The organism is Streptomyces sp. NPDC050528 (assembly GCF_044457795.1).
Classification (GTDB): Bacteria; Actinomycetota; Actinomycetes; order Streptomycetales; family Streptomycetaceae; genus Streptomyces.
Map to the genome: position 1 here is coordinate 111,984 of NZ_JBITHH010000018.1, position 24,945 is coordinate 136,928.

Genomic DNA, 24,945 nt, shown 5'->3' on the forward strand with positions numbered 1-24,945 from the left:
CATGTTCCGTCTCGCGATACAGATGGTCGGCCACCGCGTCACCGCGCTGATCGCCGTGGCCTGCGCGGTACTGGGCGGTGCGGCGCTCGTCACCGCCACCGGTGTCCTGGCCGAGTCCGGCCTCCGCTCCCACCTGCCCGCCGGGCGCCTCGCCGGAGCCTCCGTCGTGGTCGCGGCCGACCAGGAGTTCCACCCGACCGGCGACCTCCCGCTCGCCCTCCCGGAACGGCATCGCATCCCGGCCCAACTGGTCGGTCAACTGGCCGAGTTGCCGGGTGTGACCGCGTCGGTCGGCGACATCGGCTTCCCGGCCGCTCTCGTCGACGCGCACGGTCGGGTCGTGGCCGTAGCGTCATCGTCGTCCGGAGATCCGCAGGTGGCGGGGCACGGCTGGTCCTCGACGAAGCTGCTGGCGGGGGCGCGGGTCACCGGCAGCGCGCCGACCTCTTCCGACGAGGTCGCGGTGGACAGCGCCACCGCCGCCGCAGCCGGTGTCAAGCCGGGCGACCGCGTCCAGGTCGTCGTCAACTCCCGTCCTGCGAGCGGCTATCGCGTATCGGCGGTGGTCAACTCCCCGGGCGCGGGCGTCTACTTCGCCGACAAGGCAGCCGTAGGACTGGCTGGCCACTCCGGCCGTGTCGACCTCGTCGGCCTTCGCACCGCGCCCGGTGCAGAGGCACGGGTCGCCGCCGAAGTCCGTACGAAGCTGAAGGGCACCGGGCTGTTGACCGTCACCGGTGCCGAGCGGGGCGACACGGCCGCACCCGGCGCCGGGGCTTCGCGCTCGCTGCTGGTGCTGCTCGCGGGTTCGCTGTCCGGGATCGTGCTGCTGATCACCGGGTTCGTGATGGCGAGTGCGCTGGCCGTGGCGATCGGGGGGCAGCGGCGGGACCTGGCGTTGATGCGGGCGGTCGGAGCAACTCCGAAGCAGATTCGACGGTTGGCCGCCGCGCAGTCGACTGTCGTGGCCGTTGTCGCCGTGGCGCCCGGGGTGGGGCTCGGGTATCTGCTGGCCGGACAGTTCCGGGGGCTGCTCGCGGACCGGGGTGTCATCCCGTCTCAACTCCCCCTCACCTTCAGCCCGTTGCCCGCCCTCGCGGCGATCGTGCTGATGATTCTCGCCGTGCAGGTGTCGGCCCGTTGCTCGGCGTGGCGTACCTCGCGGATGCCGGCCACCGAGGCGGTCGCCGAGTCGCGGAGCGAGCCGCGGAATCCGTCGCGGGTGCGGACGCGGATCGGCGTGGCCGTCATCGTCGTAGCGACCGTCATGTCGGCCCTGCCGCTCTTCTCCCGCACGGTCCTCGGCGCTACGGCCACCTCGATCGCCGGGATCGTCGGGGCGATCGGACTGGCCTTGGCGGGACCGGCGTTGGTGCGGGGCATCGGGGGTGCGGCGGCGCGGGCGACGAGGTCGGGGGCCTCCGCGCCGACCTGGCTGGCGATGGCCAACCTGCGGGCCTACGCCCTGCGCAACGCGGGGATCGTCTCCACGCTGGCCATGGCGGTCGTGTTCGTGCTGACGTACACCTTCACCCAGACGACTGTGCTGGCCGCGACCGCCCAGGACACCAGTACGGGGACCCTGGCCCAACTGCGCCTGAGCGCACCGGCGTTGGGCGGGCTTCCCGCCGACACGCTCGCCGCCGTACGGAAGACGGCCGGAGTGCGGGCCGCCGCGTCCGTCGGGACGACCAGTGTGGTGTGGGAGTACAAGCAGTTCGGTGATCCTGCGGTCGACTCGGGGTCCGCGACGATCCTCACGCCGGACGCGGCCGGTGTTCTCGACCTTGATGTGCGGGACGGGAGCCTAAGTCGGTTGTCCGGTGCGACAGTCGCTGTGAGCAGTGATGTCGCGCGGACGCGTTCCGCGACGGTGGGGCACACGGTGGATCTGGTCCTCGGGGACGGAACTCCCGTCGCCGCCAAGGTGGTTGCCGTGTACGGGCGGGGGCTCGGTTTCGGCACGGTGGTGCTGTCGCACGATCTGGCCGCCGGGCACACGACCACAGCCCTCGACCAGTCCCTCCTGATCCGTACGGACGGCTCGGCGAAGGCGCGGCAGAACCTCACGGCTCTCGCCGCCGACCGCCCCGGGCTGACCCTCGGGCCTGCCAACTCCCCATCCACGGGCGGGCTCAAGGACGCGCCGCCCGAGGTGTGGATCAACCTCGCGACGATCGTGGTGCTGCTCGTGTATCTCCTGCTCAGCATCGCCAACAAGCTGGTCGCGGCGACCGCTCAGCGGAGGGTGGAGTTGGGTGCGCTGCGGCTCAACGGCACAACTCCCCGCCAGATTCGGGCGATGATGCGCCGCGAGGCCGCGATGACCGCCGCCACCGCGCTCATCACGGCACTGTTGCTCTCCGCGATCCCGCTGGCGTTGTTGGGGCAGGGCTTCCTCGGGCGGCCCTGGCCGGCGGGGCCGGTGTGGCTGCTGCCCGGGCTTGCGATCATGGTGATCGTCACGGCGTTCCTCACCATCGAACTGCCTACGCGGCAGGCGTTGCGGACTTCGCCTGCCGATGCGATTCGGGCTCAGTGAGCGGGAGTTGGGGCTAGCGCAGGGCGCTGGCGCGCCGGTGGGCCGGGATGTCCAGCCACCAGGCCGCGGCCGTGCGGGCGACCGGGAGGAAGTCGGCGCCGGTCAGGATCGCGGTGAGCAGGTCGTCGCGCGAGGCCATGCCGAGGGCGTAGACCAGGCTCTCCAGCGTGGCGGCGGTCACCGGGTCCCGGTCGGTGAGCCACGCGGCGTGGTGGTGGGCGACGGCACCGCGCAGGAAGTCGCCCGTGGAGTGGTCGGCGGCGACATGGCCGAGGCCCCGCACCGCGGCGTACGCGGTGGGCCGGGGCACGCTCGGCAGGACCGCGAGGCGCTGGAGCAGCCCCCGGTGACGGTGGTCGCCGAGGACGCGCAGCGCCTCCAGCAGCACCACCGCGAGTTCCTCGTGCCGGACGGCCATGGGGCGGACCAGTTCCGCCGCGAGCGCGTCGGCGAGTACCGGGCGGTACGGGGTGGCCGCGAGCAGGAACGCGGCGTAGAGCCGGATGTCGAAGAGCGGGCTGGCCAGCGTCTCGGCGACCAGTACGGCCGGTACGGCGGGGTCGCACATCCGGTCGGGTTCGACCGTGCCCAGCCGTGCGGTGACCCGGTGGACCGCCGCCGCCACCAGGGCACGGGCGTCCGGATCGGCCCCGTCGCCCTCCCCGTGCCGTCGTGTCGGGCCCCGGCGGCCCAGCACCGAGCGGGCGTACTCGGGATGCACGGCGGACAGATGTGCGCGCAGGGGTTCGAGCTGGTCGCCGGACGGGCCGGTGCCGGTGGAGTCGCGGACCGCCCGGACGAGCGTCCTGAGCTGGCCCTCGTCGAAGTGCCGGTACCGCACCTTGCGGAAGCACGCCATGACCGCGCCGCGATGTGCCAACGGCCCGCTGGGCGTGGCGAGTTCACTCAGCACCAGGTCGGCCGCGTCGGGGTGGGCGCAGTTGTCCAGCGCGCAGACGATCTCCGTGGCCGTGAGCCGGGCCCGTCCGGCGGCCATCGCGCCGCACACGGCGATGACCGTACGGCCGCCCCGCCGGTGGTTGAGCAGCCGGTTGAGGGACTCGAAGCGGAGCATCCACGGCAGGTCGTCGGCGATCACCATCTCCTCGACGAGCCGCTCGGCGAGCACGGACCAGGTGCCCGACGGCATCAACACCGCGTCGGGACACGCGCACAGGCCGTCCGTCAACTGGTCCCAGTCGTCGCCGGTCATCACATCGCCGGACACCGCCTGCTCCAGCAGATCCTCCAGCGGCCTCCCGGCGGGGCCCGCCGGGTCGACGTCCAGGACGGGACCCGGTGCCCAGTACCGCCACACCGTGCGCGCGGTGGCGGTGAGCGTGTTGCGGGGGAGGGCGAGCAACTCCTCGTAGCGGCGAACCGCCCTCCAGGGAACGGGAGTTCGGCCCGTCTCCCAGCGCGAGACGGTGCTGGTGCTCACCTCGCGGTCGTACATCCCGCCGTGGAAGGCCGCCGCGAAGGCCGGTAAGGACCTCAGCGGTTTCTCCTCGGCCAGCACGCGGTTGACCCGTAACAGCCAGGCCACGCGGGCCCGTCGGCCCAGTGCGGCACCCGCGTCGACCGCCGCATGTGCGTCCATACGGCCAGTCTGGCAGGAGCCGGACAGTACCGGGGCAAGGTCGGCAAATGTCACCGCCATACCCCAATTCCGGTATCCCGAGGGCCTCTCTTGCACCGCCCGACGAGCTGTGCAACGCACCGGGGAACGACACCGCCCGCGCGGTACCAACGGGGAACAGGCCCGCGCGGACGGGCACTTGGGCAAGCGACAGGGGGAGAACGATGGGGATGGTGCTGGGGCTCGGGCATGTGCTCGGGGTGGCGATCGCGCTGTGGACCTTCAACGGGCGGGCGGGGGGCTCGTTCTGGCGCGGTATGCCGCCGGAGGTGATGCTCATGAGCCCGGAGTGGTTCCTGACCAGCGCGGTCAAGGCGATGGGCTGGGAGATCACGCTCGCCGTATGGCTGCTCAGAGGGCAGCCCTCCTCGCCGTGGGGCGTACGGCCCGGCAGCCGTTCGGGCCGGATCAGCCGCCTGTCCGTCGCCGAACGCGCCGCCCGCGACCGGGCGTTGCGGGCCGCCGAGCGCGGCCGGGTCCCCGAGGCGTGAGGCGCCGACCGTCTCACCGGCGGTGACTCCACCAGGACATCCCCACCAGGACGTCCGACACGACATCCACCAGGACGTCCAACACGACATCGATTCAGCGAGGGAAGGACGGGGAGCCGTCGATGGAGATCCTGCACAGACTCATGGGACCCAGGCGTCTGCCGCCCAGCAAGGACGGTTACCAGGCGCCCCCGGGTGCCCTGGCCGGCGGCTGGGAGTGCGACGACCCGGACTGCGGGGGGTGCGGGTACTTCGCCGATCCCCGCCCGAGCATCCCGCGCCGCTGCGACGAGTGCGGGAGCGGCACGTATCCCCGGCACGTCTGGCCGTGGCAGCACGGTGAGGAACGGGCGCGGCTCGATGCCCTGCTGTCCGGGGCGGAGCGGGAGAACGACGTGTATCTCGCCCTTCTCGCCCGCTTCCACCTGCTGGAGTGGACGTTCGAGGACCACTTGATGGCGGGCCGCCGCCGGGACGCCCTCGTGACCCTGGAGGAGACCGACGCCAAGCTGCGTACGGCGATGCGCGCGGACCCGTACTTCACCGAGGGCTCCCACCGGTTCGGCCTGGTCCTCGGCGCGCTGCGCAGCGGCGGCCCCGACATCGCGCTGCGGGTCCTCGAACCCTGGGTGGCACTGGCCCACGAACAGGGCCCGGGGTACGGCACGGACCTGGAGTCGGACAATGCGAGCCGCACCAACTACTGCACCGTGGTGGGCGCTTGCCTCGACTGGCTGGGCGACGGGCGCACCCGGTCCCATCCCCGCCGGGCCACGGTCGTGACCTGGACCCTGGACACCGCGCGCCTCCCGCACGTGCGGAACTTCATGACCGCCGACCAGATCACGCGCCTGACCCGCCTGGATCCCGGGTGGCGGCCGGGGCGCTGACGCCACGGACGGCCGCGCGCGGTGGGCGGAACCCGCCCGCGCGGCCGAACATCGGTCCGAACGAGTGGACTCGCAGGCGCGCGCACCGCAGGCAGACCCCTCACCCGACTCCGGATGGTGCCGTGGCAGCCCCACCCCCGATCCGGAAGAAGCGCCCCCACATGCGACGTACCCCCTCCAGACGCCTCCTGGCAGCCGCGCTGCTGGCCGCGTCCGTCCTGGCCGCCCCGGTACTGGCGACCACCGCCAACGCCACCGCGGTGATCCACCCCGCCCCGCAAACCCAGAACCAGAAGCCGGACCAGAACCAGAACCAGGAGCAGAACCAGGACCACTGTTCCTCCGACGGCCTCGGCCGCGGCGTAGCCGCCCGCCTCGACAAGGCCATCGCGGACGTCCGTAAGCAGGCCGCCATCCCCGGTGTCGCCGTCGGACTGTGGATGCCGGGCAAGGGGTGCTACGTCCGTGCGACCGGCGTCGCCGACAAGGTCACCGGGCAGCCGATGAGCACCGACTTCTACTCGCGGATCGGCAGCGAGACCAAGACCTTCACGGTCACCGCGCTGCTCCAGCTCGTCGACGAGCACCGCATCGGGCTGGACGACCCGGTCTCGCGCTACGTCCACGGCGTGCCGAACGGCCGGCACATCACCCTGCGCAACCTCGCCGAGATGCGCAGCGGACTGTTCCCGTACAGCGCGGACGCCGACTTCGCGCACGACCTGCTGAGCGACCCGACCCGCACGTTCACCCCGCGGGAGCTGCTGGCGTACGGCTACAAGCACCGCAACACCGGCGCGCCGGGCAAGGTATTCGTCTACAACAACAGCAACCTCGTCCTGCTCGGCCTGGTGATCGAGAAGGTCACCGGTCATCACATCGACGATGTCATCAACCGGCGGGTGCTGCGCCCGGCACACCTGGACCAGACGCTGTTCCCCGACGGCCCGAACGTCCGTGAGTTCCCGGAGCCGCACGCGCACGGGTACACCAACCAGACGCTGACCGGCGCGGTCGCCGACTCCACCGACTGGAACCCGAGTTGGGCCTGGTCGGCCGGCGCGATGATCTCGACCATGCACGATCTGCGCAGCTGGGCGAAGACCGTCGCCACCGGGGAGCTGCTCAGCCCCGAGACCCAGAAGCAGCGGCTGAAGGTGCTGCCGACCGGATTCCCCGGCCTCGACTACGGCCTCGGCATCTTCGAGACCGGCGGCTGGATCGGGCACAACGGTTCGATCCCGGGCTACGAGTCCGTGACCGTCTACCTCCCCGCCCTCAAGGCGACCCTGGTGGTCCTGATCAACACCGACATCACCACCGGCGGCCAGGAGCCGTCCACCCTCCTCGCCCGCGCGATCACCCAGATCGCCACCCCCGACAACGTCTACGACGGCTCGACCCCCACGCGCTAGCGGCTTCCCGCCCGCCCAACACCACACCCCCAGGCCTTTGACCTGGGGGTTTCGTGTCGGTCCCGGCGACCCACCACGCGTTTCGGCATTCGGCCAATCCGCCGCCCGACCTGATCCGGATTACGCGTGAACCCCTGACCGGCGGGAGGACACGTGACGGAGATGGCGATGGAGCGGACAGCGCGGCACGGGCGCCGCACCGCCGTGATCGGTTCCGGTGTGGCGGGGCTGACGGCCGCGTACATCCTGGGCGGGGCCGGTCACGTCACCCTGTACGAGGCCGACGACCGGCTCGGCGGGCACGCGCACACCCACGAGCTGACGTCGGCGCACGACGGGCGGGTGCACCGCGTCGACTCCGGGTTCATCGTGCACAACCGGCGTACGTATCCACGCCTGTTGCGGCTCTTCGACGAACTCGGCGTCCCCACCCAGGAGTCGGAGATGAGCATGTCCGTGCGCTGCGAGGGGTGCGGGCTGGAGTACGCCGGTGCGCGCGGCCCGGCCGGACTGTTTGCCCAGCCCCGCAACCTCCTGCGCCCCCGCTATCTGCGGCTCCTCGCCGAGGTGCCGCTCTTCCACCGCGCGGCCCGCCGCCTGCTGGCCCGGGGCGGTCAAGAGGCCCTGACCTTGGGGGAGTTCCTGGACCGGGAGGGCTACTCCGCCTATTTCCGCGCCCACTTCGTCACGCCGATGGTGTCGGCCGTGTGGTCCTGCGACGCCGAAACCGCCCAACGCTACCCGGCCGCCTACCTGTTCCGGTTCCTGGAACACCACGGCATGCTGTCGGTGAGCGGATCACCGGTGTGGCGCACGGTCACCGGCGGCTCGGGCACCTACGTCGACCGGATCGCCAAGCACATCGGCGAGATCCGCACGTCCACCCCCGTGCGGTCCGTACGACGTCACGCCGACCGTGCCGACATCACCACCGAGGAAGGCACCACCGAGTCCTACGACGCCGTCGTGATCGCCGTCCACCCGGACCAGGCGCTCCGGCTGCTCGCCGAACCGACCTCGCTGGAACGGGAGTTGCTGGGCGTGTTCCCGTACTCCCGCAACACCACCCTCCTGCACACCGACACCCGGCTGCTGCCCCGCGCCCCGGGTGCCCGCGCCTCCTGGAACCACCTCATGCCCTCGTGCGAGGCCGACTCCGGCCGGGTGCGGGTCAGTTACGACATGAACCGGCTCCAACGCCTGGACGCCACCGAGACGTTCGTGGTCACCCTCGGCGGCGAGGACCGCGTCGACCCCGACCGGGTGCTGGCCCGCATGGTCTACGAACACCCCGTCTACACCCCCGAGTCGGTGGCCGCACAGCAGCGGCTGCCCGAACTCGCCGGTGACGTCTGCGTGTTCGCGGGTGCCTATCACGGCTGGGGTTTCCACGAGGACGGCTGCCGGTCGGGTGTCGAGGCCGCGGCGGCGCTGGGGGTGCGGTGGTGAACGCCGTGTCCGCGCGGGTGAAAGCCGTACCGGCGGAGGTCGGTACCGTACCGGCGCTGTACTCCTGCACGATCGCGCACGTGCGGACCGCGCCCCGGCGGTACAGGCTGCGGCACCGCACGTACATGTGGCTCATCGACCCCGACCACCCGCCGCAACTCCCGCGCCCGCTCCGCCCGTTGGCCCGCTTCGACCCGCGCGACCACTTCACCGGCGACGGCCCGCCGTCGATCCGGGCCGGACTGGACGCCTTCCTCGCCGAGCACGGCGTGCGCCTGGACGGCGGCCGGGTGGTGATGCTGGCCCACGCCCGGGTGTTCGGGTACGTCTTCAACCCCCTGACCCTGTACTGGTGTTACGGCCCCGACGGCGAACCGCGGTGTGTGGTCGCGGAGGTGCACAACACCTACGGCGGGCGGCACTGCTACCTGCTGCACCCGGACGCCTCCGATACCGCGCGCGCCGAGAAGAAGCTGTACGTCTCGCCGTTCTTCCCGGTCGACGGCGGCTACCGCATGCGGCTGCCGCAGCCCGGGTCCCAACTCGCCCTGACCGTCCACCTGGACCGCGAGGGCACCCGTGCCTTCACCGCGACCGTACGCGGCACCCGGCGCGAGGCGAGCACGGCGACCCTGCTGCGGCTGGCCCTGCGCCACCCCTGGTCCACCCTCGCCGTGTCGGCCGTGATCCGCGTCCACGGCATACGGCTCTACCTGCGGGGACTGCCCGTTCAGCCCCGAACCGACGACCACCGTGCCCCGGAGAACGTGACATGACGACAGCAGAACCCCGCACCACCCCCCGCGTGCGCACCGCCGCCGTCGACCCCTCCCGCTGGCCCGACGTCCGCCGCGTACCGGCCGCCTCCCGCGTCCGTACGGCACTCACCGCGGCCCTCGTCCGACGCGCCCTCGCCCAACTGCCCCTGCGGGCACGGTTCGCAGGCGCCCCGGACGTCGGCAAGGGCGGCCCGCTGATCGACGTCCGCGACCCGGCCGCGTTCCACGCCCGCATCGGCACGGAGGGCCTGATCGGCTTCGGCGAGTCGTACATGGCCGGCGAGTGGGACGCCCCCGACCTGGTCGCGGCGCTGACCGTACTGGCCGGCCACGCGGCCGAGTTGATCCCGGCCCCGCTGCAACGCCTGCGCACCCTCTGGGCACCGCGCCACCCGCACACCGAGCGCAACACCCCCGACGGTTCCCGCGCCAACATCAGCCGCCACTACGACCTGTCCAACGACCTCTTCGCCCTCTTCCTCGACGACACCCTCAGCTACTCCTCGGCCGTCTTCCGGGGCTTCCCCGCGAGCCACGACCTCCTCGCGGCGGCCCAACACCGCAAGATCGACCGGCTGTTGGACCTCGCCGACGTGGGCGAGGGCACCCGGCTCCTGGAGATCGGCACCGGCTGGGGCGAACTCGCCCTGCGGGCCGCGGCCCGGGGCGCCCGCGTCACCTCGCTCACCCTCTCCCGCGAGCAACGGGACCTGGCCGTCGAGCGGGTGCGCGCGGCGGGTCTCGGCGACCGCGTCTCCATCGAACTGTGCGACTACCGCGAGGCGTCGGGGACCTACGACGCCGTCGTCAGCGTGGAGATGATCGAGGCGGTCGGCGCCGAGTTCTGGCCGGTGTACTTCCGCGCTCTGGACCAACGGCTCGCGCCCGGCGGCCGGTTGGCGCTCCAGGCCATCACCATGCCGCACGACCGGATGCTCGCCTCCCGGGACACCTTCACCTGGATCCACAAGTACGTCTTCCCCGGCGGCCTCATCCCGTCCACCGAGGCGATCGAGGAGACCGCCCGCGACCACACCGGCCTTCGCCTCGCCCGCCGCGACGCCTTCGGCGCGCACTACGCGGAGACCCTGCGGCTGTGGCGCGAACGGTTCACCGAGCGGGCCGGGGAGGCGGCGGCGCTCGGCTTCGACGAGGTCTTCCACAGGCTGTGGACCTTCTACCTCGCCTACTCCGAGGCCGGTTTCCGCTCCGGCTACCTCGACGTCCAGCAGTACCTGTTCACCAAGCCGCACCCCGAGACGCAGGATCAGCGATGAACGGCTTGTCCTCCGGCTTCCCTTGGAACGCGTTCGCGCTCAACCTCGCCTGGGCGGCCGGGACTTCCCTCGCGGTCATGCTCGCGACCTTCGCCGTGGCGGTACGCATGGGCGTGCACCGGATCGTCGACGTCGCGTGGGGCGCCGCCTTCACGGCGGTGGCCGTCGTGACCTTCGCCGTCTCCGCCGGCGAGGGCGATGTCGTACGACGACTGCTGGTGACGGTGCTGACGGCGGTCTGGGGACTGCGGCTGGCGGTCCACATCGCCCGCCGGGGCCGTGGCCACGGCGAAGACCCGCGCTACGAACGGATGTTGGCCAAGGCACCGGGCAACCGGAACGCGTACGCCCTGCGCATGGTGTATCTCCTGCAAGGCGCGCTGGTCTGGCTGGTGTCGCTGCCCGTGCAGGCGGCGCAGTATGTGCCGGGTCGTCCCTCGGTGCTCAACTACGTTGCCGGTACGGCGCTGTGGGCGGTGGGTGTCGGGTTCGAGGCGATCGGGGACGCCCAACTCGCCCGCTTTCGCGCCGACTTGGCCAACAGGGGCCGGATCATGGACCGAGGCCTGTGGTCCTGGACCCGGCACCCGAACTACTTCGGCGACTTCTGCGTGTGGTGGGGCCTGTTCCTGCTCACCTGCGACTCCCCGGCGGCGGCCGCCGTGTCCGTCGTATCCCCGCTGGTGATGAGCCTGTTGCTGACCCGGGGCAGCGGACAACGGCTGCTGGAGCGGCACATGGCGGACCGGCCGGGATATGCCGAGTACCGTGCCCGCACCAGCGGTTTCTTCCCGCGTCCGCCGGGGCGGGAGTGAGGAAGGGGTACGTCATCGAGGCAGAGCACGGCATCTCCCAACGGGCCGATCAGCACGCGGCGTTGAGGGTACGGCGGCGTGTGTCGCACCCTCGGGCCGCTGTCCTCGTCCTGCACGGGGGTCAGTCGACGAGTGAACGCCCGGCGCGTCCCTGGCAGTTGGCCGCGTTGCGCATGAACTCCGTCGAGCGTGCGGTGGTCGCCCGACTGCCGTCCCCTGACGTGCTGGTGGCCCGCGTCGGCTACCGCGTCCGCGGCTGGAACGGCGACCACGCCGACCCGGCCCACGACACCCTGCGCGCGCTGGACGCCCTGGCCGAACTCACCGGCCCCGTACCGACGGTCCTCCTCGGCCACTCGATGGGCGGCCGGGCTGCTCTGCGCGCGGCGGGTCATCCCCAGGTGAGCGGGGTGGTCGCCCTTGCCCCGTGGTGGCCGCCGGGGGAACCTGTCGAGCAGGCGGTGGGGCGTCACGTCGTAGCCCTGCACGGCGAACGGGATCATGTCACCTCGCCCGCGGAGACGGCGGATTGCGTACGCCGGGCGCGGGAGGCGGGGGCGGCGCGGGCGGGGCTGGCGGTCATCGGCGGGGGCGACCACGGGATGCTTCGGCGTCATCGCGTCTGGCATTTCACGGCAGCTGCGCTGGTCGCCCATCTGCTGGACCCGGGGTCTGCCCCGGACCCGTTGCCTGAAGGGTGTTATGGGGCGGGGGAGTTTCCGGTGCTCTGAGCGGTGCGATGACGCCGGGTCTCCGGTCAGCCGCAGAAAGCCGACTGCACGGCGGTCACGATGTTCGCCGCCTGGCCGTCGGCGAGGCTCGGCACGGTGCCGCCCTCGAACCGTGCCTTGGCGTTGCTCGGGACCGTGGCTGTGTCCTTGCCGCTCTTGATGTCCGAGCAGACGTTCCGGGACCGGTCAATTGCCCTGTCTTCCTTGGCAGTCAGTACCGGATCGACGTCGCGGCTTCGCCTTGCCGGCCGTCGCGGACTCCCCGTCGTCCTCGAACAGCGCGACCACCCCGCTCCTGCCTATCTCGCTGCCGGACCCCCCTCCCACATCACCCACGGCCGCTCGATCACCTCGGCGTAGCTGGTGTGCCCGGGGTGTTCGCGGAGGTGGGAGAAGGCCCAGGTCTGGGGTTCTGTCGGGTCGTTGCTCGGGGTGGACGTCTCGGCGCACTCGGTGTCGTCGTCCCTGAGCGCCAGGCAGCGGAACGCGTACGTCACCGGTGGGGCGTCGGGGTCCTGGTCGGGCCGCAGCGTCCAGTCGACGAAGCGGAACGTGCGGCGGATCGGGACGGTCACAGCACGTCACCCCGGCTGCGGGCGTTCGCGCGGGCGGTCTCGGCGTGCAACCGCTGTTTGGCGTCGGCCAGTTGTACGTCCTCGGGGTTCACGGTCCACTCGGTTCCGCCGGTGACTGGTCGGAGGGACCACACCCCGCACCATTCACCACGGAACTCGCCGACCCGGTCCTGCGCATCCACCAAGAGAGTGCCGGGGGCGGGGAGTTGAGGGGGTTCCTGACTCTCCACGGGCCACTCCTCTCCGTAGTCGTTCCACTACCGATGCGGCTCAGAGTGACCTAGAGTCAGAGAGTCTTCAACTGGCGAGCTTTGGCAGGCAAGTTAGGTGGATCATGGTCAACCGCAAGGAACTCGACGCCGATCAGTCCCCGCAGGCGGCGTACGGGGCGTATTTGCGCAGGATGCGTGATGAACGCGGCTGGACGCAGGACGACTTGAGTATGCGTACGGGATATTCCAGCGCACATATTTCGGCCGTCGAAACTGGTCGGCGCCCGCCAACACCCCGCTTCTCGGCAAGTACGGACAAGGCGTTCGGCACCGGAGACAAGTTCGAACGGCAGGCGCGGGCCGTGCGGAACACCGCGATCCTCGAAGGCTTCCCGGAGTACGTCGGGTACGAGGGCCGGGCTGTGGAGATCCGGCTGTACGAGATCGGCATCATTCCCGGGCTGCTGCAAACGCCGGAGTACGCACGGGTGTTGGCGGACAGCAGTGTGCGGCGGGGTTCCATCACCCCCGAACAGGCAGATGAGCGCGTCGAGTTGCTCATGAAACGGCAGGCGGCGCTGGAGAGGGTCGATCCCCCCATGGTGTTCCTGACCATGGACGAGAGCTGTATCCGCCGGACCGTCGGCGGAGCCGCTGTGATGGCAGCCCAGTTGGCGCGGCTGGTGGAGTTCGCCGCACGGCCGAACACCCTGTTGCAGGTAGCGCCGTTCGACATAGGCGAACGCCGACCGCTCAACCTGCCCGTCTACCTGCTGACACTGCCGGACCGGTCCGTGACCTGCTACGCCGAGTCACAGTCGCAGGGGCACCTGGATCGCGAAAGCATTTCGGTGCTGCCCATGTTGACGGCCTACCATCAGCTACAGGCCGAAGCGCTGTCGCAGACGGCGTCCGTGGCCATGATCGAACAGGTACGAAAGGGCATCTCGTGACGACCGAAACCCCTTGCTGGTTCACGTCCTCGTACAGCGACAACGGCGGCGCTTGCATCGAGGTCGCCGCCAACTTCGTCGCCCCCCACGGCACCGTCCCCGTCCGTGACTCCAAGAACCCGACCGGTCCCGTGCTCGGGTTCCCCGCCCACGCCTTCGCCACCTTCATCGCGGGCGTCAAGGCGGGCACGTTCGGCACCGTCTGACGTTATTCCGGTACTGCCCTGCCCTTGGCCAACTCCGCCGCGAACTGCGCCCCGCTGAGCAGCGCCAGGTTCGACAACCACAGCCACACCAGAAACACGACACTGCCCGACAGCGACCCGTACAACCTGCTGTAGGCACCCAGCGTCGTCGCATACGTCGAGAAGCCCGCGGAGACGATCAGCCACAGCGCGGCGGCCAGCACGCCCCCGGGCAGGCTGTGCCCGCGTCGCCGCGCACCCGCCGGGCCGGTGTGGAAGACGACCACGACGAGCAGCGCCACCAGGCACAGCAGGACCGGCCAGCGCAGCAGGTCCCATGCCCAGGCGGCCGTCTCGTCCACGCCGGCCATCCGGCCGACCGCCTCCGCGAGCGGGCCCGTCAGCAGGAGCGTGAGGGAGCCGACGAGGAGCAGGCCGAGCAGCACCAGCGCGGTCAGCACGATGCGCGGTGCCTTGCGCCAGGGGGAACGCCGGTCCTGCGTGCCGTGCATGCGGTGCAGGGCGCGGCGGAACACGGCGAGGTAACTCGTCGACGACCACAACGCGCTGACGCTGCCCGCCACCAGGAGCGGCCACGCGGTGCGGTCCGTGCGCAGGACGTGGGTCAGGGCCGCGTGCAGTTCCGTGCCCGAGTCGGCCGGGGCGTACGCCGTCACGTGGGTGACGAACTCCTCGGCCGTGTCCGGGCTGATCATGCCGAACGCGATGACCGTGGCCAGCATCGCCGGCAGCACCGCGAGGATCGCGTAGTACGTCAGCGCCGCCGCGTAGTCCGAGATGTCGTCGTTCCACAGCGACACCGGGGTGCGGCGCAGCGCGGGCCACCAGGCCGCCGGTGGCCGGAACCCGGCGATCCGGCGGACCCGGCCGACGTACGGCTCAGCGGACATGGGGCGCCCGGTGGTGGGAGGCGGCGCTGAGCCGGAGCCGGGTGCGGGTGGTGTATGGGGCCGCCGCGCCCTCCGCTTCCGCCGTCACCGTGCGGAGGGTGGGGAGTACGGCGTCGGGGGAGGTGTCCGGGGCCAGCCAGACCCGCAGCTCCACCTCCAGCCGTCGCCCGCGCCGGGGCGACACCCGCGCGTGCCCCCGCGCCACCCCGGGTACGGCCGACGCCCGCGCCGCCAACGCCTCGGCCAGTGCCCGCGGACGTACCGTGCAGCCGGGGGAGGGGAGCGCCAGCCGCCGCCCCGACCCCGAACTCCCTTGCCTGAGTGCCCAGTACGCGAACACCAGGGTCAGCCCGACCGCCCCGGCCAGCACGCTCGGCGTCCACCAGCCCTCACCCCGCACCTGCGCCAGCCGCCCCGGCTCCAGCAGCACGGCATGCGTACCGGGCGCGGGCCACCAGGACGGCAGCCGGTGCGCCACGGTCCGGTCCGTGGCCGTGAGCCAGGAACCGGCGAGCAGGAGTCCAAGTCCGGTGACACCGAGGGCGGTTCGGTTGATGGCCGTGTGGGTGGCACGCATCACTGGTCAACTTCCTTGAGGGGTACGGCGGTTCAGGGGGGAGCGGGTGATGTGGGCGGGGGAGCTGAGTAGTTGGAGTGCGTCAACCGTCAATACCGTTCGTGGCTACGACAGTTTCCGGTACCGGGGTCGGCCTGGGCGGCTGCCACACCGGGTCCGGGGTGACGGTGACCCGTATCCGGGGTTCGTGGCGCAGTCGGCAGGAGGTGACGGCGGCGCGCGCGGCTGTCGTCACCGCGGCGGACACCTCGGCCCGGTCGCCGAAGGCCAGCCCCGCCCGCACCGCGATCCTCCGGCGTCGTACCCGGACCCGTACCCGCCCGACGCCGGCCACGTCGGCCACCGCGTCGCGGACCAGGGACTCGACCGCCGAGCGGTCCACGGCGGCGTCGACGCGCTCGGCCTCCGCATGGACGGTAGAGCGGTGCCGTAGCCCCGGAGTGACGGCCAGCACGATCATCCAGACGCCGAGCAGGGCCGTCAGGGCGCCCGCGATCACGACGGCCGGGTCCCCGGGGCCGTGCCCGGAGAGCCAGTGCACCGCCGAGACGCGCCAGGCCGCCGCCGCACGGTGGGCCAGGTGCACCTCGATCAGGTCCACGGCGAGTGCGCCGCAGCCGAGCGCGGCCGCCGAGGTCAGCAGGGCGACCGGGACGCGGCGGCCGGACCACCAACGCCTGGGTGTTCCGGGGGAGTTGGTCTCCTCGAACGGGGGGACCGGAGCGCGGGAGTATCTCGGCGCCGCGAGCGCGGTGACGTTGACGCGTGCGGTCGGTACGTCCAGGCCCGTCAACTCCCGCGTACGTTCCACCACATGGCGCTGGACGTCCCGCGCGCCGTCGGCCAGCGGGGCCGGATAGGGCAGCGTCACCCCGAGGGACACCTCCGCCTTCCGGCCCCGTACCGTCGCCGTCGCGTGGGCCGGACGGCCGGGCAGTGCCTCGGTGGTCGCCCGCTCGGCGATCCGGCGGACCGCGCGCTCCGAGACGGTGGTGGTGCCCCGCTGCGCGGCGGGCGCGGGTACGGGTGGGGATGCGGCGGAGGTCGCGGTCGCGGGCGCCGTTGCGGCGGTGGTCATCGACGGCTCCGTTCGAACGCGTCCCGTACGTCCTGGACCGTGCCGCCGCGCTCGTACCAGCGGCCCACGGCCCAGCCGAGGCCGCCCAGCGCGGCCACCAGCAGGAAGGCGCCGAAGCCGCCGAACCAGCCGGCGAACGCCAGGGCCATGCCCGCGATCATGCCGACGAACGGTGTGTTCATGCCCGTCCACCTCCACCTCTCCACCGGATCCACCACTCCTGCCCGTGCCCGCGACCGGCCGCCCTACTCCACGCGGGGCTCACCGGTACGCGCGAACTCGTCCTCGTCCGGCAGATGGACGTCGTTGACGGTGACGTTCACCTCGACGACTTCGAGGCCGGTGATGCGTTCGACGGCGGAGATGACGTTCTCCCGCACGTCCTGGGCGACGTCCATCACGGACACCCCGTACTCGACGACCAGGTCCAGGTCGATCGCCGTCTGCTTCTCGCCCACCTCGACCTTCACACCGCGCCCCACATTCGGCCGGCCACCGGGCACGCGGTCGCGCACGGCGCCGATGCTGCGCGAGAGGCCGCCGCCCATGTCGTGCACGCCGGGGATCTCCCGGGCGGCGATACCGGCCACCTTCACGACGACGACATCGGCGATCGACGTACGGCCGCGGTCGGCGGCGGGCTGGTCGGCGCCCGTGCTGCCGCCGGACACGGCGGTGGTGGCCAGGTCCTTGCCCGCCCGGTCGGTACCGATCCGGTCGTTGGTGGCGACCGGTGCTGTCTGAGTGGTCATGTCGTACCTCTCTTCTCTGCGGCTTCTGTCGCGCTCGCCGCCTCGCGGCCGATGTGCTCTCACTTCTTCAGACCCGTGCCCGCCGCATCTGTGACGCGGCGGGCACGGGAAATCCTTCGGGGCGTCAGGCGGTCGGCATCAGCACCGTGTCGATGATGTAGACGGTGGCGTTGGCGGTCTTGACGTTGCCGCAGACCACCTTGGCGGAGTCGTTGACGGTGTACGACTCACCGGAGCCGGCGGTCGTCAGCTTCGACTTCTCCAGGGTGTCGAAGGAGCCCTTCTCCAGGTCCTTGGGCGTGAGCTGCTGCCCGACGACGTGGTACGTGAGGATCTTGGTCAGCTGCGCCTTGTCGTTGAGGACCTTGTCCAGGGTGGCCTTCGGGATCTTCGCGAAGGCGTCGTTGGTCGGCGCGAACACGGTGATGTTCTGGGCGTTGTTGAGGGTGTCGACGAGCCCGGCCTTCTTCACCGCGGCCACGAGCGTGGACAGCGCCGGGTTGTTGGAGGCGGCGGTGGCCACCGGGTCCTGTGCCATGCCGTCGAAGGAACCGGAGCCGCTCTTCGGGACGGCCGCGCAGCCGGTGCCGAAGGGCTGGTCGGCCGAGGCGGCGGCGGTGGATCCGGTCATGCCGTCCTGGGAGGTGGACGTGGCGGATGCCGACGACTTCGCGGAATCACCGCTGCCGTCCGAACAGGCGCTCAGGGCCAGCGGCAGTACGGCGGTCGCGGCGAGGACGACGGCGGTACGGCGGATACGGATACGGGTGCTCATGAGGGTTCTCCTGTAGATCGGTACGGCGACGGACGCCGCCGGTACACGGGGGTGGGAAAGGCGGTCTGTGGGGTTGGTCAGTCGACGGTCACGACCACGGAGTGGCGGCCGCTGGCGCCGTCGGGGATGGTCTGTGCGCGGTGCGCGGTCTGGAGCGCGCCTGTGCGGTCGGTGGCGCGGACGGTGAGGGTGTGGCCGCCCTTGGTCGCCTGCCAGGGGAAGGACCACTGGCGCCAGGTGTCGCGGGTGTCCTCGGCGGCCAGCCGGGCCTCCTGCCAGGGGCCGTCGTCGACGCGGACCTCGACCCGGTCGATGCCGCGGTGCTGGGCCCACGCGACCCCGGCGACCATGACCGTCCCGGCCCTGGGCCGGGCGAACGGCTTCGGGGTGTCGATCCGCGACTCGGTCTTGATCGGCGCCCGGCGGGCCCAGCCGCGCTTGACCCAGTAGGGGTCGTAGGCGTCGAAGGTGGTGAGTTCGATGTCCTTGATCCATTTGCAGGCCGAGACGAAGCCGTACAGGCCGGGCACGACCATGCGGACCGGGAAGCCGTGTGCGAAGGGCAGCGGCTCGCCGTTCATGCCGAGGGCGAGGAGGGCGTCGCGGCCGTCCATCAGGTCCTCGACCGGGCTGCCGATCGTCATGCCGTCCACGGAACGCGCCACCAACTGGTCGGCCGGGCCGCCCTCGGAGGGCGGCTTGACCCCCAACTCGGCCAGCAAATCGGCCAGTTGTACGCCGATCCAGCGCGCGTTCCCGACGTAGGGGCCGCCGACCTCGTTCGACACACAGGTGAGCGTGATGTCGCGCTCGACAAGGTCGCGCCGCAGCAGGTCGTCGAAGGTCAGGGTGACCGGGCGCCGTACGCCCTGTCCGTGGACGCGCAGCCGCCAGGTCGTGGCGTCGATCTTCGGTACGACCAGGGCGGTGTCGACGCGGTAGAAGGCGCCGTTGGGGGTGATGAAGGGGCTGACGCCGGGGACGCGCACCTGGGCGCCCTTCGGTACGGGCCGGGCCCGGGAGCCCGGCGTCGGCAGCACCAGGTTTTGGCGGGAGGCGACCGCGTCCCGGCCGCCGGCACCGCTCAGCGAACGGCCGAGCAGCCCGGCACCGGCGGACCCGACGGCGGCCGCGCTCGCCGCGATCACGAAACCGCGCCGGTCCCATCCCGCACCAGGTGACGCCACGGCCTCCGGTGTCGCTGTCGCAGCCCGGGGCCGGAGGCGGCCGGCCAGGACGTACAGCACCCCGGCCCCGACGACGGCGCCGGCCACGGAGGGCAGCGCGTCCGCGATCCCCGTGGAGTCCGGCCGGCCCGTCGCCGCGACCGCGCCGACGACCCCGAACAGCAGCACACCGGCCGCGCCCGTACGCCGGAATCGCAGCGCGACCATTCCCAGGGCCAGCGCGAAAAGCGCCAGTACCGCGAGAATTCCCAGCTGGAGAAAGAGTTTGTCGTCCGTTCCGAAATGGCGGATCGCCCAGTCCTTCACGGCGGCGGGCGTACGGTCGATCGCCGCGCCCCCGACCGCGACGACCGGACCGGCCTGCGGACGGACCCCGCCCGCCACGGCCTCGGCGACCGCGAGCGCCGCGAGACCCGCCAGCGCGCCGCTGAGCGCGGCGAGTGGCAGCAGTGCTTTGGTGGGTTTCCGCTCGTTCTCGGTCACGGGGGGAATCCGGTTCCGAAAGCCGCGCGGATTGGTCGCCCCACGATCGGATGAATTCTTTTTCCGGGCCAATCCGCGGCCGCCTCGGCTCCGGAAAGAAACAGGGAGGGAGCACCCGCGTCACAGGAACCGCGCGGCCGTGTCCAACCCTCGTACAGACCGGACGAGAGGAGCCGCCCAGTGGCGGGGCCCCGCACACAGAACGCACCACCGGACACCCGGACCGCGGCGGACGACACGGACGACGCCCTGCTGGCGGTCCGGGCCGCGGAGGGGGACGAGGACGCCTTCGCCGTGCTCGTGCACCGGCACGCACCGGCGCTGATCCGGCTCGCCACGAGTCTGCTCGGCACCGGCGCGGAGGCGGAGGACGCCGTACAGGACGCCTTTCTCAGCGCCTGGCGACGGCTGCCGGAGTTCCAGGGGCGCAGCGCCTTCGGCACCTGGATGTACCGGATCGTCACCAACCGCTGCCTGAACGTGCTGCGTTCGCGCAGACCCGTGGCCTCGCTGGAGGCGGCCGGTGACGTGGCCGCCGCCGAACACACCACCTCTCCGGCCCGCATCGCCGAGGGCCGCGGCGCGGTCCGCGAACTGCGCGAGGCCCTCGACCTGCTCTCGGCCGAACAGCGCGCGTGCTGGGTGCTGCGCGAACTGGACGGCCGTTCCTACGAGTTCATCGCGGACGCGGTCGGCATCAGCCAGGAGGCCGTCCGCGCCCGGGTGTTCCGCGCCCGCCGATCTCTGACCCAAGCAATGGGGGCCTGGCGATGACCGACCGCACCGACCAGCCGAACACCACGGCCGCCGCCCCGGCCGACGACGAACTCCTGCCCTGCGGACGGTTGTTGTCGCGGACCTGGGAGGACTGGGAGCGGGGCGCGGACGACCCGCACCTGCGCACCTGCCCGCACTGCCGCCAGGCCGTGCGCGGACTCGACGACCTGGAGTCCGTGGTGCGCGGCCTCCAGGCGGAGACGGACACCACCGCCTCCGCCTACAACACCGAGCCGCTGACCCGCCGGATCATGGACGTCGTACGCCTCGAACTGCGCCCGGGGCGCCCGCTGCCCCTGGGCGAACCCGCCGAGGACCTCTGGATCATGGAGGCGGTCGTGGCCCGCGCGCTGCGTGCGGCGGCCGAGTCGGTCCCGGGCGTCCGGGCCGGTTCCTGCCGGCTCCGCGACGGCGACGGCGGCGACGGCGTCGAGGTCCGCCTGGAGATCCACGCCCCGGCCGACGCCCCGCTGCCCGAGCTCGCGGCCCGGGTCCGCGAACGCGTGTGGGAGGCCGCGGACCGCGAACTGGGCATGGACATCACGGCGGTTGACATCCGGGTGACGGACCTGGTGCCCGCCTCGCTGTCCGACGACGACGATGACGAGGATGACGACGATCAGGAAGGCGGTGCCGCATGACCGCGCAGCACGCCGAGGAATCCGCGCCGTACGGGAACCCGGCGCTCGCGACGCTCGCCGCGGAAGTCGCCACGGCCGTCGAGGCGGTCTCCGGGGTCGCCTTTCTCCGGCCGGGGCTGACGGACCGGCTGCGGTCGGCGGTGTCACGGCCCGGGGCGGCGCCCGCCGGGGTGCGGCTGAGCCGTCCGGACGGTGACGGTCCCTGGCAGGCCGAGATCCATGTGGTCGCGCTGCGCCGGGCCAGGACCGTGGACGTGGCGCGCGGGGTCCGGGACACCGTCGCGCGGCACCTGGACACCCTGGCGCCGACGCGGTCCGCGCCGCGGGTCACCGTGACGGTCACCGGGCTCGTCTGAACGCGCCGCCCGCGTGCCCGCCCCCGCCCGCCTCAGCTCGGGAAGGTCATCAGCGCGAGCGGGGCGGAGGTGGGGTGGGGCGAGCCGCCGTCCGGTTCGACGGTGATGCCCATGCCCGAGGAGCCGTCGACGGCGCCTTGCAGCAGGACGGCCTGGTCGGTGCGGGAGGAGTTCATCAGACCGGCCGACCGCATCGTTCCGCCGTCGTCGAACCACAGCTGGTAGACCTTGCCGCCCGGCGGCCGGGCCATCCCGGAGACCACGAACACGGCCCGGTCCCGGTCGCGCGAGACGACGACGGTACCCGTGGCACCCCCGGCCAGCCCCGCGGCCCGGGTCCGGGCGTCCGGGGCGGCCAGCACGGCGGCGATCTCGTCCGACGCCTGGGTGGCGTGCCGTGCCTGGTCGCGGGCGTCCTCGGCCCGCTGGTACTGCCACACCGCCGTACCGCCGAGCGCCGTGGCCGCCGCGAGACAGGCGGCGAGCGCCCAGCGGGAGAGCGTACGGCTGCGGAGGCGGGCCAGGGCGGTGCGGTTCTGGGGGCGCCTGCCGGGGGTCTCCTGGCGGACGCCGGTGATCCGGCGCAGCACCTGTGCGCGCAGTGCGGCCGGGGGCGTCGAGGCGACGGCGAGACCCAGGCGGGCGGCGGTCGCGCTCAGCTCGGCGGTCTCCTCCGCACAGGGTTCACAGCCCGTGAGATGCCGTTCGAACGCGGTGCTCTCGTCGTCGGGCAGCGCGTGCAGGGCGTAGGCACCGGTCAGCCGGTGCAGGTCGGTGGTCGTCACGCGGTCACCCCCAGGCAGTCGCGCAGCCGGATGAGGCCGTCGCGCAGGCGGGTCTTCACGGTGCCCAGCGGCAGGGCCAGCGCCTCCGCCACCTCGCGGTAGGTCAGGCCCCGGTAGTACGCCAACGTGACGGACTGGCGCTGGAGTTCGGTGAGCGTGCGCAGACAGCGCCGTACCTGTTCGCGCTCCAGCCGGGCCTCGACGCGCTCGGCCACCTCGTCGTACTCGGGGAGCTGGGCGAGCAGTGCGGCCTTGTGGTCCCGGGCCGCCGCGGCGTCCACCGAGCGCACCCGGTCCACCGCGCGGCGGTGCGCGAGGGTGAGGATCCAGTTGACGGCGGTGCCGCGGTCGCGCCGGTAGCGGGGAGCGGTCCGCCACACCTCCACCAGCACCTCCTGCGTCACCTCCTCCGACTGCGCCTGGTCGCGCAGTACGGCCCGCACGACACCCAGCACCGGCCCCGCCACGGCGTCGTAGACCCCCGCGAAGGCGTCCTCGTCCCCGAGGGCCACCCGGCCGACCAGTTCCTCCAGGTCGGGCCCCGCTGCCGGGTTCCTGCCGATATGCACTGCTTCTTTCACCGTGGGCCTCCGCGGTCGGGACATGTCCGGGCGTAATCCGTTCCTGCCGGGACCTTGGATTGGATGCGGTGCCAACGAAAACGAGCCGAGAGGGGTACGGGTCCGGGGCCCGCCGCCGCGTATGGACGGCGGGCCCTCGTCCTGTCCCGCCGGTCCCGGTCAGCCGGCGACGATCCCCTCGCCGCCGACCGCCCCCGGCACCACGACCGAGCCGATCGCGGTGAGTGACCCCTTCGGGCCGACCCGGAACTCGTCCACGACCCCCTTCACACCGGTCTGGACGTACAGGTACCGGCCGTCGGAGGAGGCGGCCGCGTCGACCGTGCCGGCGTCGGTGGCCGTGTTGCCCAAAGCGGTCAACTGGCCCTGGGCGCCCACCCGGTAGCCGGACAGGGTGCCGCTGGCGGCGTTGGAGACGTAGAGGTGATCACCTGCCGTCACCGCCCAGCAGGTGGCGGTCTGGCCCGTCGGGACGTTGCCCTTCGCCGTCAGTCTGCCGTCGCGGCCGACCGTGAAGGTGCCCACCGAGTTGGTCCCGGCCTCCGTGACCCGGATGCGTCCTGCGGAGTCGAAGGCGAACCCGAACGGCACGGCGCCGGGGGTGGAGGTCACCACGGGTTGGGCGGACGGTCCGCCGTGGGCGCCGTCGAGCGGGAAGACGTCGATGCTCTGCCCCGAGGCCTTGGTGGTGAGGACGAGCTTCGAACCGTCCGGCGTGAAGGAGATCTGCCCGACGGCCGAAGTCCCCTTGTCCAGACCGAGGTTGCGGTGCCAGGAGGGGACCTTCACGAGCCGTTCGCCGGTCCGCACGAAGCCCTGGACGGAACCGCCGCCGAGGGTGTTCGCGACGTAGACCCGGTCGCCGTGGAAGGTCACGCTGACCGGGAAACTCCCGCCGCTGGAGATCTCCTGGACCCGACGCAGGTGCGTGCCGTGCACGGCGAAGACGGTCACGGTGTCGCTGCCCGCGTTCACGGCGTAGAGGAGCTGGTGGTGCCGGTCGTAGGCGAGCGAACCCTGCGAGGCGAGGTGGTCGGCGACGGTGCCGGGCAGCATGCCGCCCTTGCCGCCGGTGGAGTAGACGCCCTTGCGGGTGAGGGTGCCGTCGGCGGCGCGGGCGTAGGCGGCGACGGTGTTCGCGGTGGTGTTGTCGCTCTGGACGAACACCGTTGCGCTGCCGCTGTGTTGGGGAAGGGAGTTGGGGCTTCGGTGTGCGTCGGCGGCGACCGCTGCGGGGGCGGCGAAGAGGGCGGCCGCGGAGAGGGCGGCGGCGGTGGCGACGGCGCGGGTGATCCGGGAAGTGCGGGCGGCGCGGGCCTTGGTGACGGTCATGCGTGCGTACTCCTCTTGCGGAAAAGGGCAGTTGGGAGCCGGCGGGATGGTCACGCTCGGTGCCGGACGCTTCGCAACGCTAGACCGGGATCAGGGGATTAAACGGTCATAAGGGGTAGGTGTGGGTCGACGTCCCGGGGCCGTAAGAATCGCGGCCGACCCGACCCGACCTGACCCGACGCGACCGGCGCCGGGTCGGCCGTGGCCGGGGCTTCGCTCAGGCCTCGGTGGCGGGTCCGCCGAGGTCCGCTTCCTCGGGCAGGATCTCCATGTCTATGTCCTCGCGTCCGAGGAGCGGGCCCAGCGCCAGGCCGCGCTCCGGGGGCCAGAACTCGGGCCGCTTGCCGGGGACGGGGTCGTCCCCGCCGTCGAGCCACAGGCCCTCGCCGCCGCCGGGGGTGAAGAAGGCCACCATGTGCGCCTGTTCGTCGGTGCGGTTGCGGAACCGGTGCCGGGTGCCCCTCGGTACGAAGACGAAGTCGCCGGTGTTCGCCACGAAGGTCTGGTCGCCGTTCAGGAATTCCAGCTCGCCGGAGATGAGGTAGAAGGATTCGTCGGCGCTCCGGTGCACATGTGCCACCGGTCCGCCGCCCGGGGGTACCCAGCAGACGGTGAAGCCCACGGCGCCGTCGGTGTCACCGGCCGTGGCCAGGGTTTCGTAGACGTCGCCGGACATCCACTTGACCACGCCCTTCTCGGTGGGGACGTGCAGGACGCGGGGAGTGTAGTAACTCATGTCGTTTCCTAGGGAGTTGGA

General features: G+C 72.1%; 28 protein-coding genes. 14 read left to right on the forward strand and 14 right to left on the reverse strand.

All coding sequences use genetic code 11. From position 1 onward, the window contains the following. The first annotated feature begins 1 nt into the window (after position 1). Complete coding sequence (locus ACIBK4_RS44560) at positions 2-2,542, forward strand: FtsX-like permease family protein (protein WP_399004859.1); 2,541 nt, start codon at positions 2-4, stop codon at positions 2,540-2,542. A 13-nt stretch (positions 2,543-2,555) separates the two neighbouring features. Here ACIBK4_RS44560 and ACIBK4_RS44565 read toward each other — a convergent pair whose 3' ends face one another. Further along, the gene (locus ACIBK4_RS44565; protein ID WP_399004861.1) at positions 2,556-4,142 is read right to left on the reverse strand and encodes an XRE family transcriptional regulator; all 1,587 of its coding nucleotides are present in this window, start codon (positions 4,140-4,142) and stop codon (positions 2,556-2,558) included. A gap of 203 nt (positions 4,143-4,345) precedes the next feature. On the opposite strand from ACIBK4_RS44565, the gene ACIBK4_RS44570 reads away from it, so the two are divergent. The 8 genes from ACIBK4_RS44570 (at position 4,346) to ACIBK4_RS44605 (ending at position 12,028) form a co-directional block, all read left to right on the forward strand. Next, complete coding sequence (locus ACIBK4_RS44570; protein ID WP_399004863.1) at positions 4,346-4,672, forward strand: hypothetical protein; 327 nt, start codon at positions 4,346-4,348, stop codon at positions 4,670-4,672. Between the two features lie 143 nt (positions 4,673-4,815). Further along, a complete protein-coding gene (locus tag ACIBK4_RS44575) occupies positions 4,816-5,562 on the forward strand; it encodes a hypothetical protein (RefSeq protein WP_399004865.1) in 747 nt (248 codons plus the stop codon). 161 nt (positions 5,563-5,723) lie between these two features. Then, positions 5,724-6,977: a serine hydrolase domain-containing protein gene (locus ACIBK4_RS44580; protein WP_399004867.1), complete on the forward strand. Its 1,254-nt coding sequence runs from the start codon at positions 5,724-5,726 to the stop codon at positions 6,975-6,977. A gap of 162 nt (positions 6,978-7,139) precedes the next feature. Further along, positions 7,140-8,426 (forward strand): NAD(P)/FAD-dependent oxidoreductase, encoded by a 1,287-nt coding sequence (locus tag ACIBK4_RS44585; protein WP_399005050.1) that lies wholly within the window; start codon positions 7,140-7,142, stop codon positions 8,424-8,426. Next, positions 8,423-9,202: a DUF1365 domain-containing protein gene (locus tag ACIBK4_RS44590; RefSeq protein ID WP_399004869.1), complete on the forward strand. Its 780-nt coding sequence runs from the start codon at positions 8,423-8,425 to the stop codon at positions 9,200-9,202. The genes ACIBK4_RS44585 and ACIBK4_RS44590 overlap by 4 nt, the downstream gene beginning before the upstream one ends. Next, a complete protein-coding gene (locus tag ACIBK4_RS44595; RefSeq protein ID WP_399004871.1) occupies positions 9,199-10,482 on the forward strand; it encodes a class I SAM-dependent methyltransferase in 1,284 nt (427 codons plus the stop codon). Before ACIBK4_RS44590 ends, ACIBK4_RS44595 begins: the two co-directional genes overlap by 4 nt. After that, positions 10,479-11,297: a DUF1295 domain-containing protein gene (locus ACIBK4_RS44600; RefSeq protein WP_399004873.1), complete on the forward strand. Its 819-nt coding sequence runs from the start codon at positions 10,479-10,481 to the stop codon at positions 11,295-11,297. Before ACIBK4_RS44595 ends, ACIBK4_RS44600 begins: the two co-directional genes overlap by 4 nt. A gap of 62 nt (positions 11,298-11,359) precedes the next feature. Then, positions 11,360-12,028 carry an alpha/beta family hydrolase gene (locus ACIBK4_RS44605; RefSeq protein ID WP_399005052.1) on the forward strand — a complete coding sequence of 223 codons (669 nt, stop codon included), beginning with the start codon at positions 11,360-11,362 and terminating at the stop codon, positions 12,026-12,028. Positions 12,029-12,327: 299 nt separating this feature from the next. Here the strand turns inward: ACIBK4_RS44605 and ACIBK4_RS44610 are convergent, their stop codons facing one another. Together ACIBK4_RS44610 and ACIBK4_RS44615 are read right to left on the reverse strand one after the other, a co-directional pair. Further along, complete coding sequence (locus tag ACIBK4_RS44610) at positions 12,328-12,603, reverse strand: hypothetical protein (RefSeq protein ID WP_399004875.1); 276 nt, start codon at positions 12,601-12,603, stop codon at positions 12,328-12,330. After that, positions 12,600-12,833 (reverse strand): hypothetical protein, encoded by a 234-nt coding sequence (locus ACIBK4_RS44615; protein WP_399004877.1) that lies wholly within the window; start codon positions 12,831-12,833, stop codon positions 12,600-12,602. The genes ACIBK4_RS44610 and ACIBK4_RS44615 overlap by 4 nt, the downstream gene beginning before the upstream one ends. Positions 12,834-12,937: 104 nt before the next feature. On the opposite strand from ACIBK4_RS44615, the gene ACIBK4_RS44620 reads away from it, so the two are divergent. Continuing rightward, positions 12,938-13,768 carry a helix-turn-helix domain-containing protein gene (locus ACIBK4_RS44620; protein WP_399004879.1) on the forward strand — a complete coding sequence of 277 codons (831 nt, stop codon included), beginning with the start codon at positions 12,938-12,940 and terminating at the stop codon, positions 13,766-13,768. Further along, the gene (locus ACIBK4_RS44625; RefSeq protein ID WP_399004881.1) at positions 13,765-13,974 is read left to right on the forward strand and encodes a DUF397 domain-containing protein; all 210 of its coding nucleotides are present in this window, start codon (positions 13,765-13,767) and stop codon (positions 13,972-13,974) included. The genes ACIBK4_RS44620 and ACIBK4_RS44625 overlap by 4 nt, the downstream gene beginning before the upstream one ends. Before the next feature lie 2 nt (positions 13,975-13,976). Here ACIBK4_RS44625 and ACIBK4_RS44630 read toward each other — a convergent pair whose 3' ends face one another. The 7 genes from ACIBK4_RS44630 to ACIBK4_RS44660 all read right to left on the reverse strand — a co-directional run bounded on the left by ACIBK4_RS44630 (position 13,977) and on the right by ACIBK4_RS44660 (position 19,716). After that, complete coding sequence (locus ACIBK4_RS44630) at positions 13,977-14,864, reverse strand: YihY/virulence factor BrkB family protein (RefSeq protein ID WP_399004883.1); 888 nt, start codon at positions 14,862-14,864, stop codon at positions 13,977-13,979. Further along, complete coding sequence (locus ACIBK4_RS44635) at positions 14,854-15,441, reverse strand: hypothetical protein (protein WP_399004885.1); 588 nt, start codon at positions 15,439-15,441, stop codon at positions 14,854-14,856. The genes ACIBK4_RS44630 and ACIBK4_RS44635 overlap by 11 nt, the downstream gene beginning before the upstream one ends. A gap of 82 nt (positions 15,442-15,523) precedes the next feature. Beyond that, positions 15,524-16,519 carry a DUF6286 domain-containing Asp23/Gls24 family envelope stress response protein gene (locus ACIBK4_RS44640; RefSeq protein ID WP_399004887.1) on the reverse strand — a complete coding sequence of 332 codons (996 nt, stop codon included), beginning with the start codon at positions 16,517-16,519 and terminating at the stop codon, positions 15,524-15,526. Next, complete coding sequence (locus ACIBK4_RS44645) at positions 16,516-16,701, reverse strand: hypothetical protein (RefSeq protein ID WP_033284025.1); 186 nt, start codon at positions 16,699-16,701, stop codon at positions 16,516-16,518. Before ACIBK4_RS44645 ends, ACIBK4_RS44640 begins: the two co-directional genes overlap by 4 nt. Before the next feature lie 63 nt (positions 16,702-16,764). Continuing rightward, entirely contained in the window at positions 16,765-17,271 is a 507-nt protein-coding gene (locus ACIBK4_RS44650; protein ID WP_399004889.1) for an Asp23/Gls24 family envelope stress response protein, read from the reverse strand. A gap of 124 nt (positions 17,272-17,395) precedes the next feature. Then, a complete protein-coding gene (locus tag ACIBK4_RS44655; protein ID WP_399004892.1) occupies positions 17,396-18,046 on the reverse strand; it encodes a fasciclin domain-containing protein in 651 nt (216 codons plus the stop codon). A gap of 77 nt (positions 18,047-18,123) precedes the next feature. Beyond that, on the reverse strand, positions 18,124-19,716 hold the full coding sequence (locus ACIBK4_RS44660) for a sulfite oxidase (RefSeq protein ID WP_399004894.1): 1,593 nt from the start codon (positions 19,714-19,716) through the stop codon (positions 18,124-18,126). Positions 19,717-19,896: 180 nt separating this feature from the next. Between ACIBK4_RS44660 and ACIBK4_RS44665 the strand changes: the two genes are divergently transcribed. Genes ACIBK4_RS44665 through ACIBK4_RS44675 form a run of 3 tightly spaced genes read left to right on the forward strand, consistent with a single transcriptional unit; the run spans position 19,897 to position 21,490 of the window. Beyond that, positions 19,897-20,490 carry an RNA polymerase sigma factor gene (locus tag ACIBK4_RS44665; RefSeq protein ID WP_390166743.1) on the forward strand — a complete coding sequence of 198 codons (594 nt, stop codon included), beginning with the start codon at positions 19,897-19,899 and terminating at the stop codon, positions 20,488-20,490. Further along, entirely contained in the window at positions 20,487-21,134 is a 648-nt protein-coding gene (locus ACIBK4_RS44670; RefSeq protein WP_399004896.1) for an Asp23/Gls24 family envelope stress response protein, read from the forward strand. Before ACIBK4_RS44665 ends, ACIBK4_RS44670 begins: the two co-directional genes overlap by 4 nt. Then, positions 21,131-21,490: a hypothetical protein gene (locus ACIBK4_RS44675; protein ID WP_399004898.1), complete on the forward strand. Its 360-nt coding sequence runs from the start codon at positions 21,131-21,133 to the stop codon at positions 21,488-21,490. The genes ACIBK4_RS44670 and ACIBK4_RS44675 overlap by 4 nt, the downstream gene beginning before the upstream one ends. 32 nt (positions 21,491-21,522) lie before the next feature. On the opposite strand, the gene ACIBK4_RS44680 is transcribed toward ACIBK4_RS44675, so the two are convergent. The 4 genes from ACIBK4_RS44680 to ACIBK4_RS44695 all read right to left on the reverse strand — a co-directional run bounded on the left by ACIBK4_RS44680 (position 21,523) and on the right by ACIBK4_RS44695 (position 24,924). Then, positions 21,523-22,275 (reverse strand): anti-sigma factor domain-containing protein, encoded by a 753-nt coding sequence (locus ACIBK4_RS44680; RefSeq protein WP_399004900.1) that lies wholly within the window; start codon positions 22,273-22,275, stop codon positions 21,523-21,525. Further along, on the reverse strand, positions 22,272-22,856 hold the full coding sequence (locus tag ACIBK4_RS44685) for a sigma-70 family RNA polymerase sigma factor (RefSeq protein ID WP_033284017.1): 585 nt from the start codon (positions 22,854-22,856) through the stop codon (positions 22,272-22,274). The genes ACIBK4_RS44680 and ACIBK4_RS44685 overlap by 4 nt, the downstream gene beginning before the upstream one ends. A 159-nt stretch (positions 22,857-23,015) precedes the next feature. After that, positions 23,016-24,188, reverse strand: coding sequence for a lactonase family protein (locus tag ACIBK4_RS44690; protein ID WP_399004902.1), 1,173 nt, complete (start codon positions 24,186-24,188; stop codon positions 23,016-23,018). Positions 24,189-24,405: 217 nt separating this feature from the next. Next, entirely contained in the window at positions 24,406-24,924 is a 519-nt protein-coding gene (locus ACIBK4_RS44695; protein ID WP_399004904.1) for a cupin domain-containing protein, read from the reverse strand. Positions 24,925-24,945 lie beyond the last annotated feature (21 nt).

Coding starts and splice junctions, on each gene's coding strand:
- ACIBK4_RS44645 (WP_033284025.1), bottom strand. CDS start 16,701: ATGAACACACCGTTCGTCGGCATGATCGCGGGCATGGCCCTGGCGTTC.
- ACIBK4_RS44575 (WP_399004865.1), top strand. CDS start 4,816: ATGGGACCCAGGCGTCTGCCGCCCAGCAAGGACGGTTACCAGGCGCCC.
- ACIBK4_RS44580 (WP_399004867.1), top strand. CDS start 5,724: ATGCGACGTACCCCCTCCAGACGCCTCCTGGCAGCCGCGCTGCTGGCC.
- ACIBK4_RS44635 (WP_399004885.1), bottom strand. CDS start 15,441: ATGCGTGCCACCCACACGGCCATCAACCGAACCGCCCTCGGTGTCACC.
- ACIBK4_RS44595 (WP_399004871.1), top strand. CDS start 9,199: ATGACGACAGCAGAACCCCGCACCACCCCCCGCGTGCGCACCGCCGCC.
- ACIBK4_RS44600 (WP_399004873.1), top strand. CDS start 10,479: ATGAACGGCTTGTCCTCCGGCTTCCCTTGGAACGCGTTCGCGCTCAAC.
- ACIBK4_RS44570 (WP_399004863.1), top strand. CDS start 4,346: ATGGGGATGGTGCTGGGGCTCGGGCATGTGCTCGGGGTGGCGATCGCG.
- ACIBK4_RS44670 (WP_399004896.1), top strand. CDS start 20,487: ATGACCGACCGCACCGACCAGCCGAACACCACGGCCGCCGCCCCGGCC.
- ACIBK4_RS44690 (WP_399004902.1), bottom strand. CDS start 24,188: ATGACCGTCACCAAGGCCCGCGCCGCCCGCACTTCCCGGATCACCCGC.
- ACIBK4_RS44630 (WP_399004883.1), bottom strand. CDS start 14,864: ATGTCCGCTGAGCCGTACGTCGGCCGGGTCCGCCGGATCGCCGGGTTC.
- ACIBK4_RS44655 (WP_399004892.1), bottom strand. CDS start 18,046: ATGAGCACCCGTATCCGTATCCGCCGTACCGCCGTCGTCCTCGCCGCG.
- ACIBK4_RS44585 (WP_399005050.1), top strand. CDS start 7,140: ATGGCGATGGAGCGGACAGCGCGGCACGGGCGCCGCACCGCCGTGATC.
- ACIBK4_RS44640 (WP_399004887.1), bottom strand. CDS start 16,519: ATGACCACCGCCGCAACGGCGCCCGCGACCGCGACCTCCGCCGCATCC.
- ACIBK4_RS44565 (WP_399004861.1), bottom strand. CDS start 4,142: ATGGACGCACATGCGGCGGTCGACGCGGGTGCCGCACTGGGCCGACGG.
- ACIBK4_RS44560 (WP_399004859.1), top strand. CDS start 2: ATGTTCCGTCTCGCGATACAGATGGTCGGCCACCGCGTCACCGCGCTG.
- ACIBK4_RS44650 (WP_399004889.1), bottom strand. CDS start 17,271: ATGACCACTCAGACAGCACCGGTCGCCACCAACGACCGGATCGGTACC.
- ACIBK4_RS44675 (WP_399004898.1), top strand. CDS start 21,131: ATGACCGCGCAGCACGCCGAGGAATCCGCGCCGTACGGGAACCCGGCG.
- ACIBK4_RS44695 (WP_399004904.1), bottom strand. CDS start 24,924: ATGAGTTACTACACTCCCCGCGTCCTGCACGTCCCCACCGAGAAGGGC.
- ACIBK4_RS44620 (WP_399004879.1), top strand. CDS start 12,938: ATGGTCAACCGCAAGGAACTCGACGCCGATCAGTCCCCGCAGGCGGCG.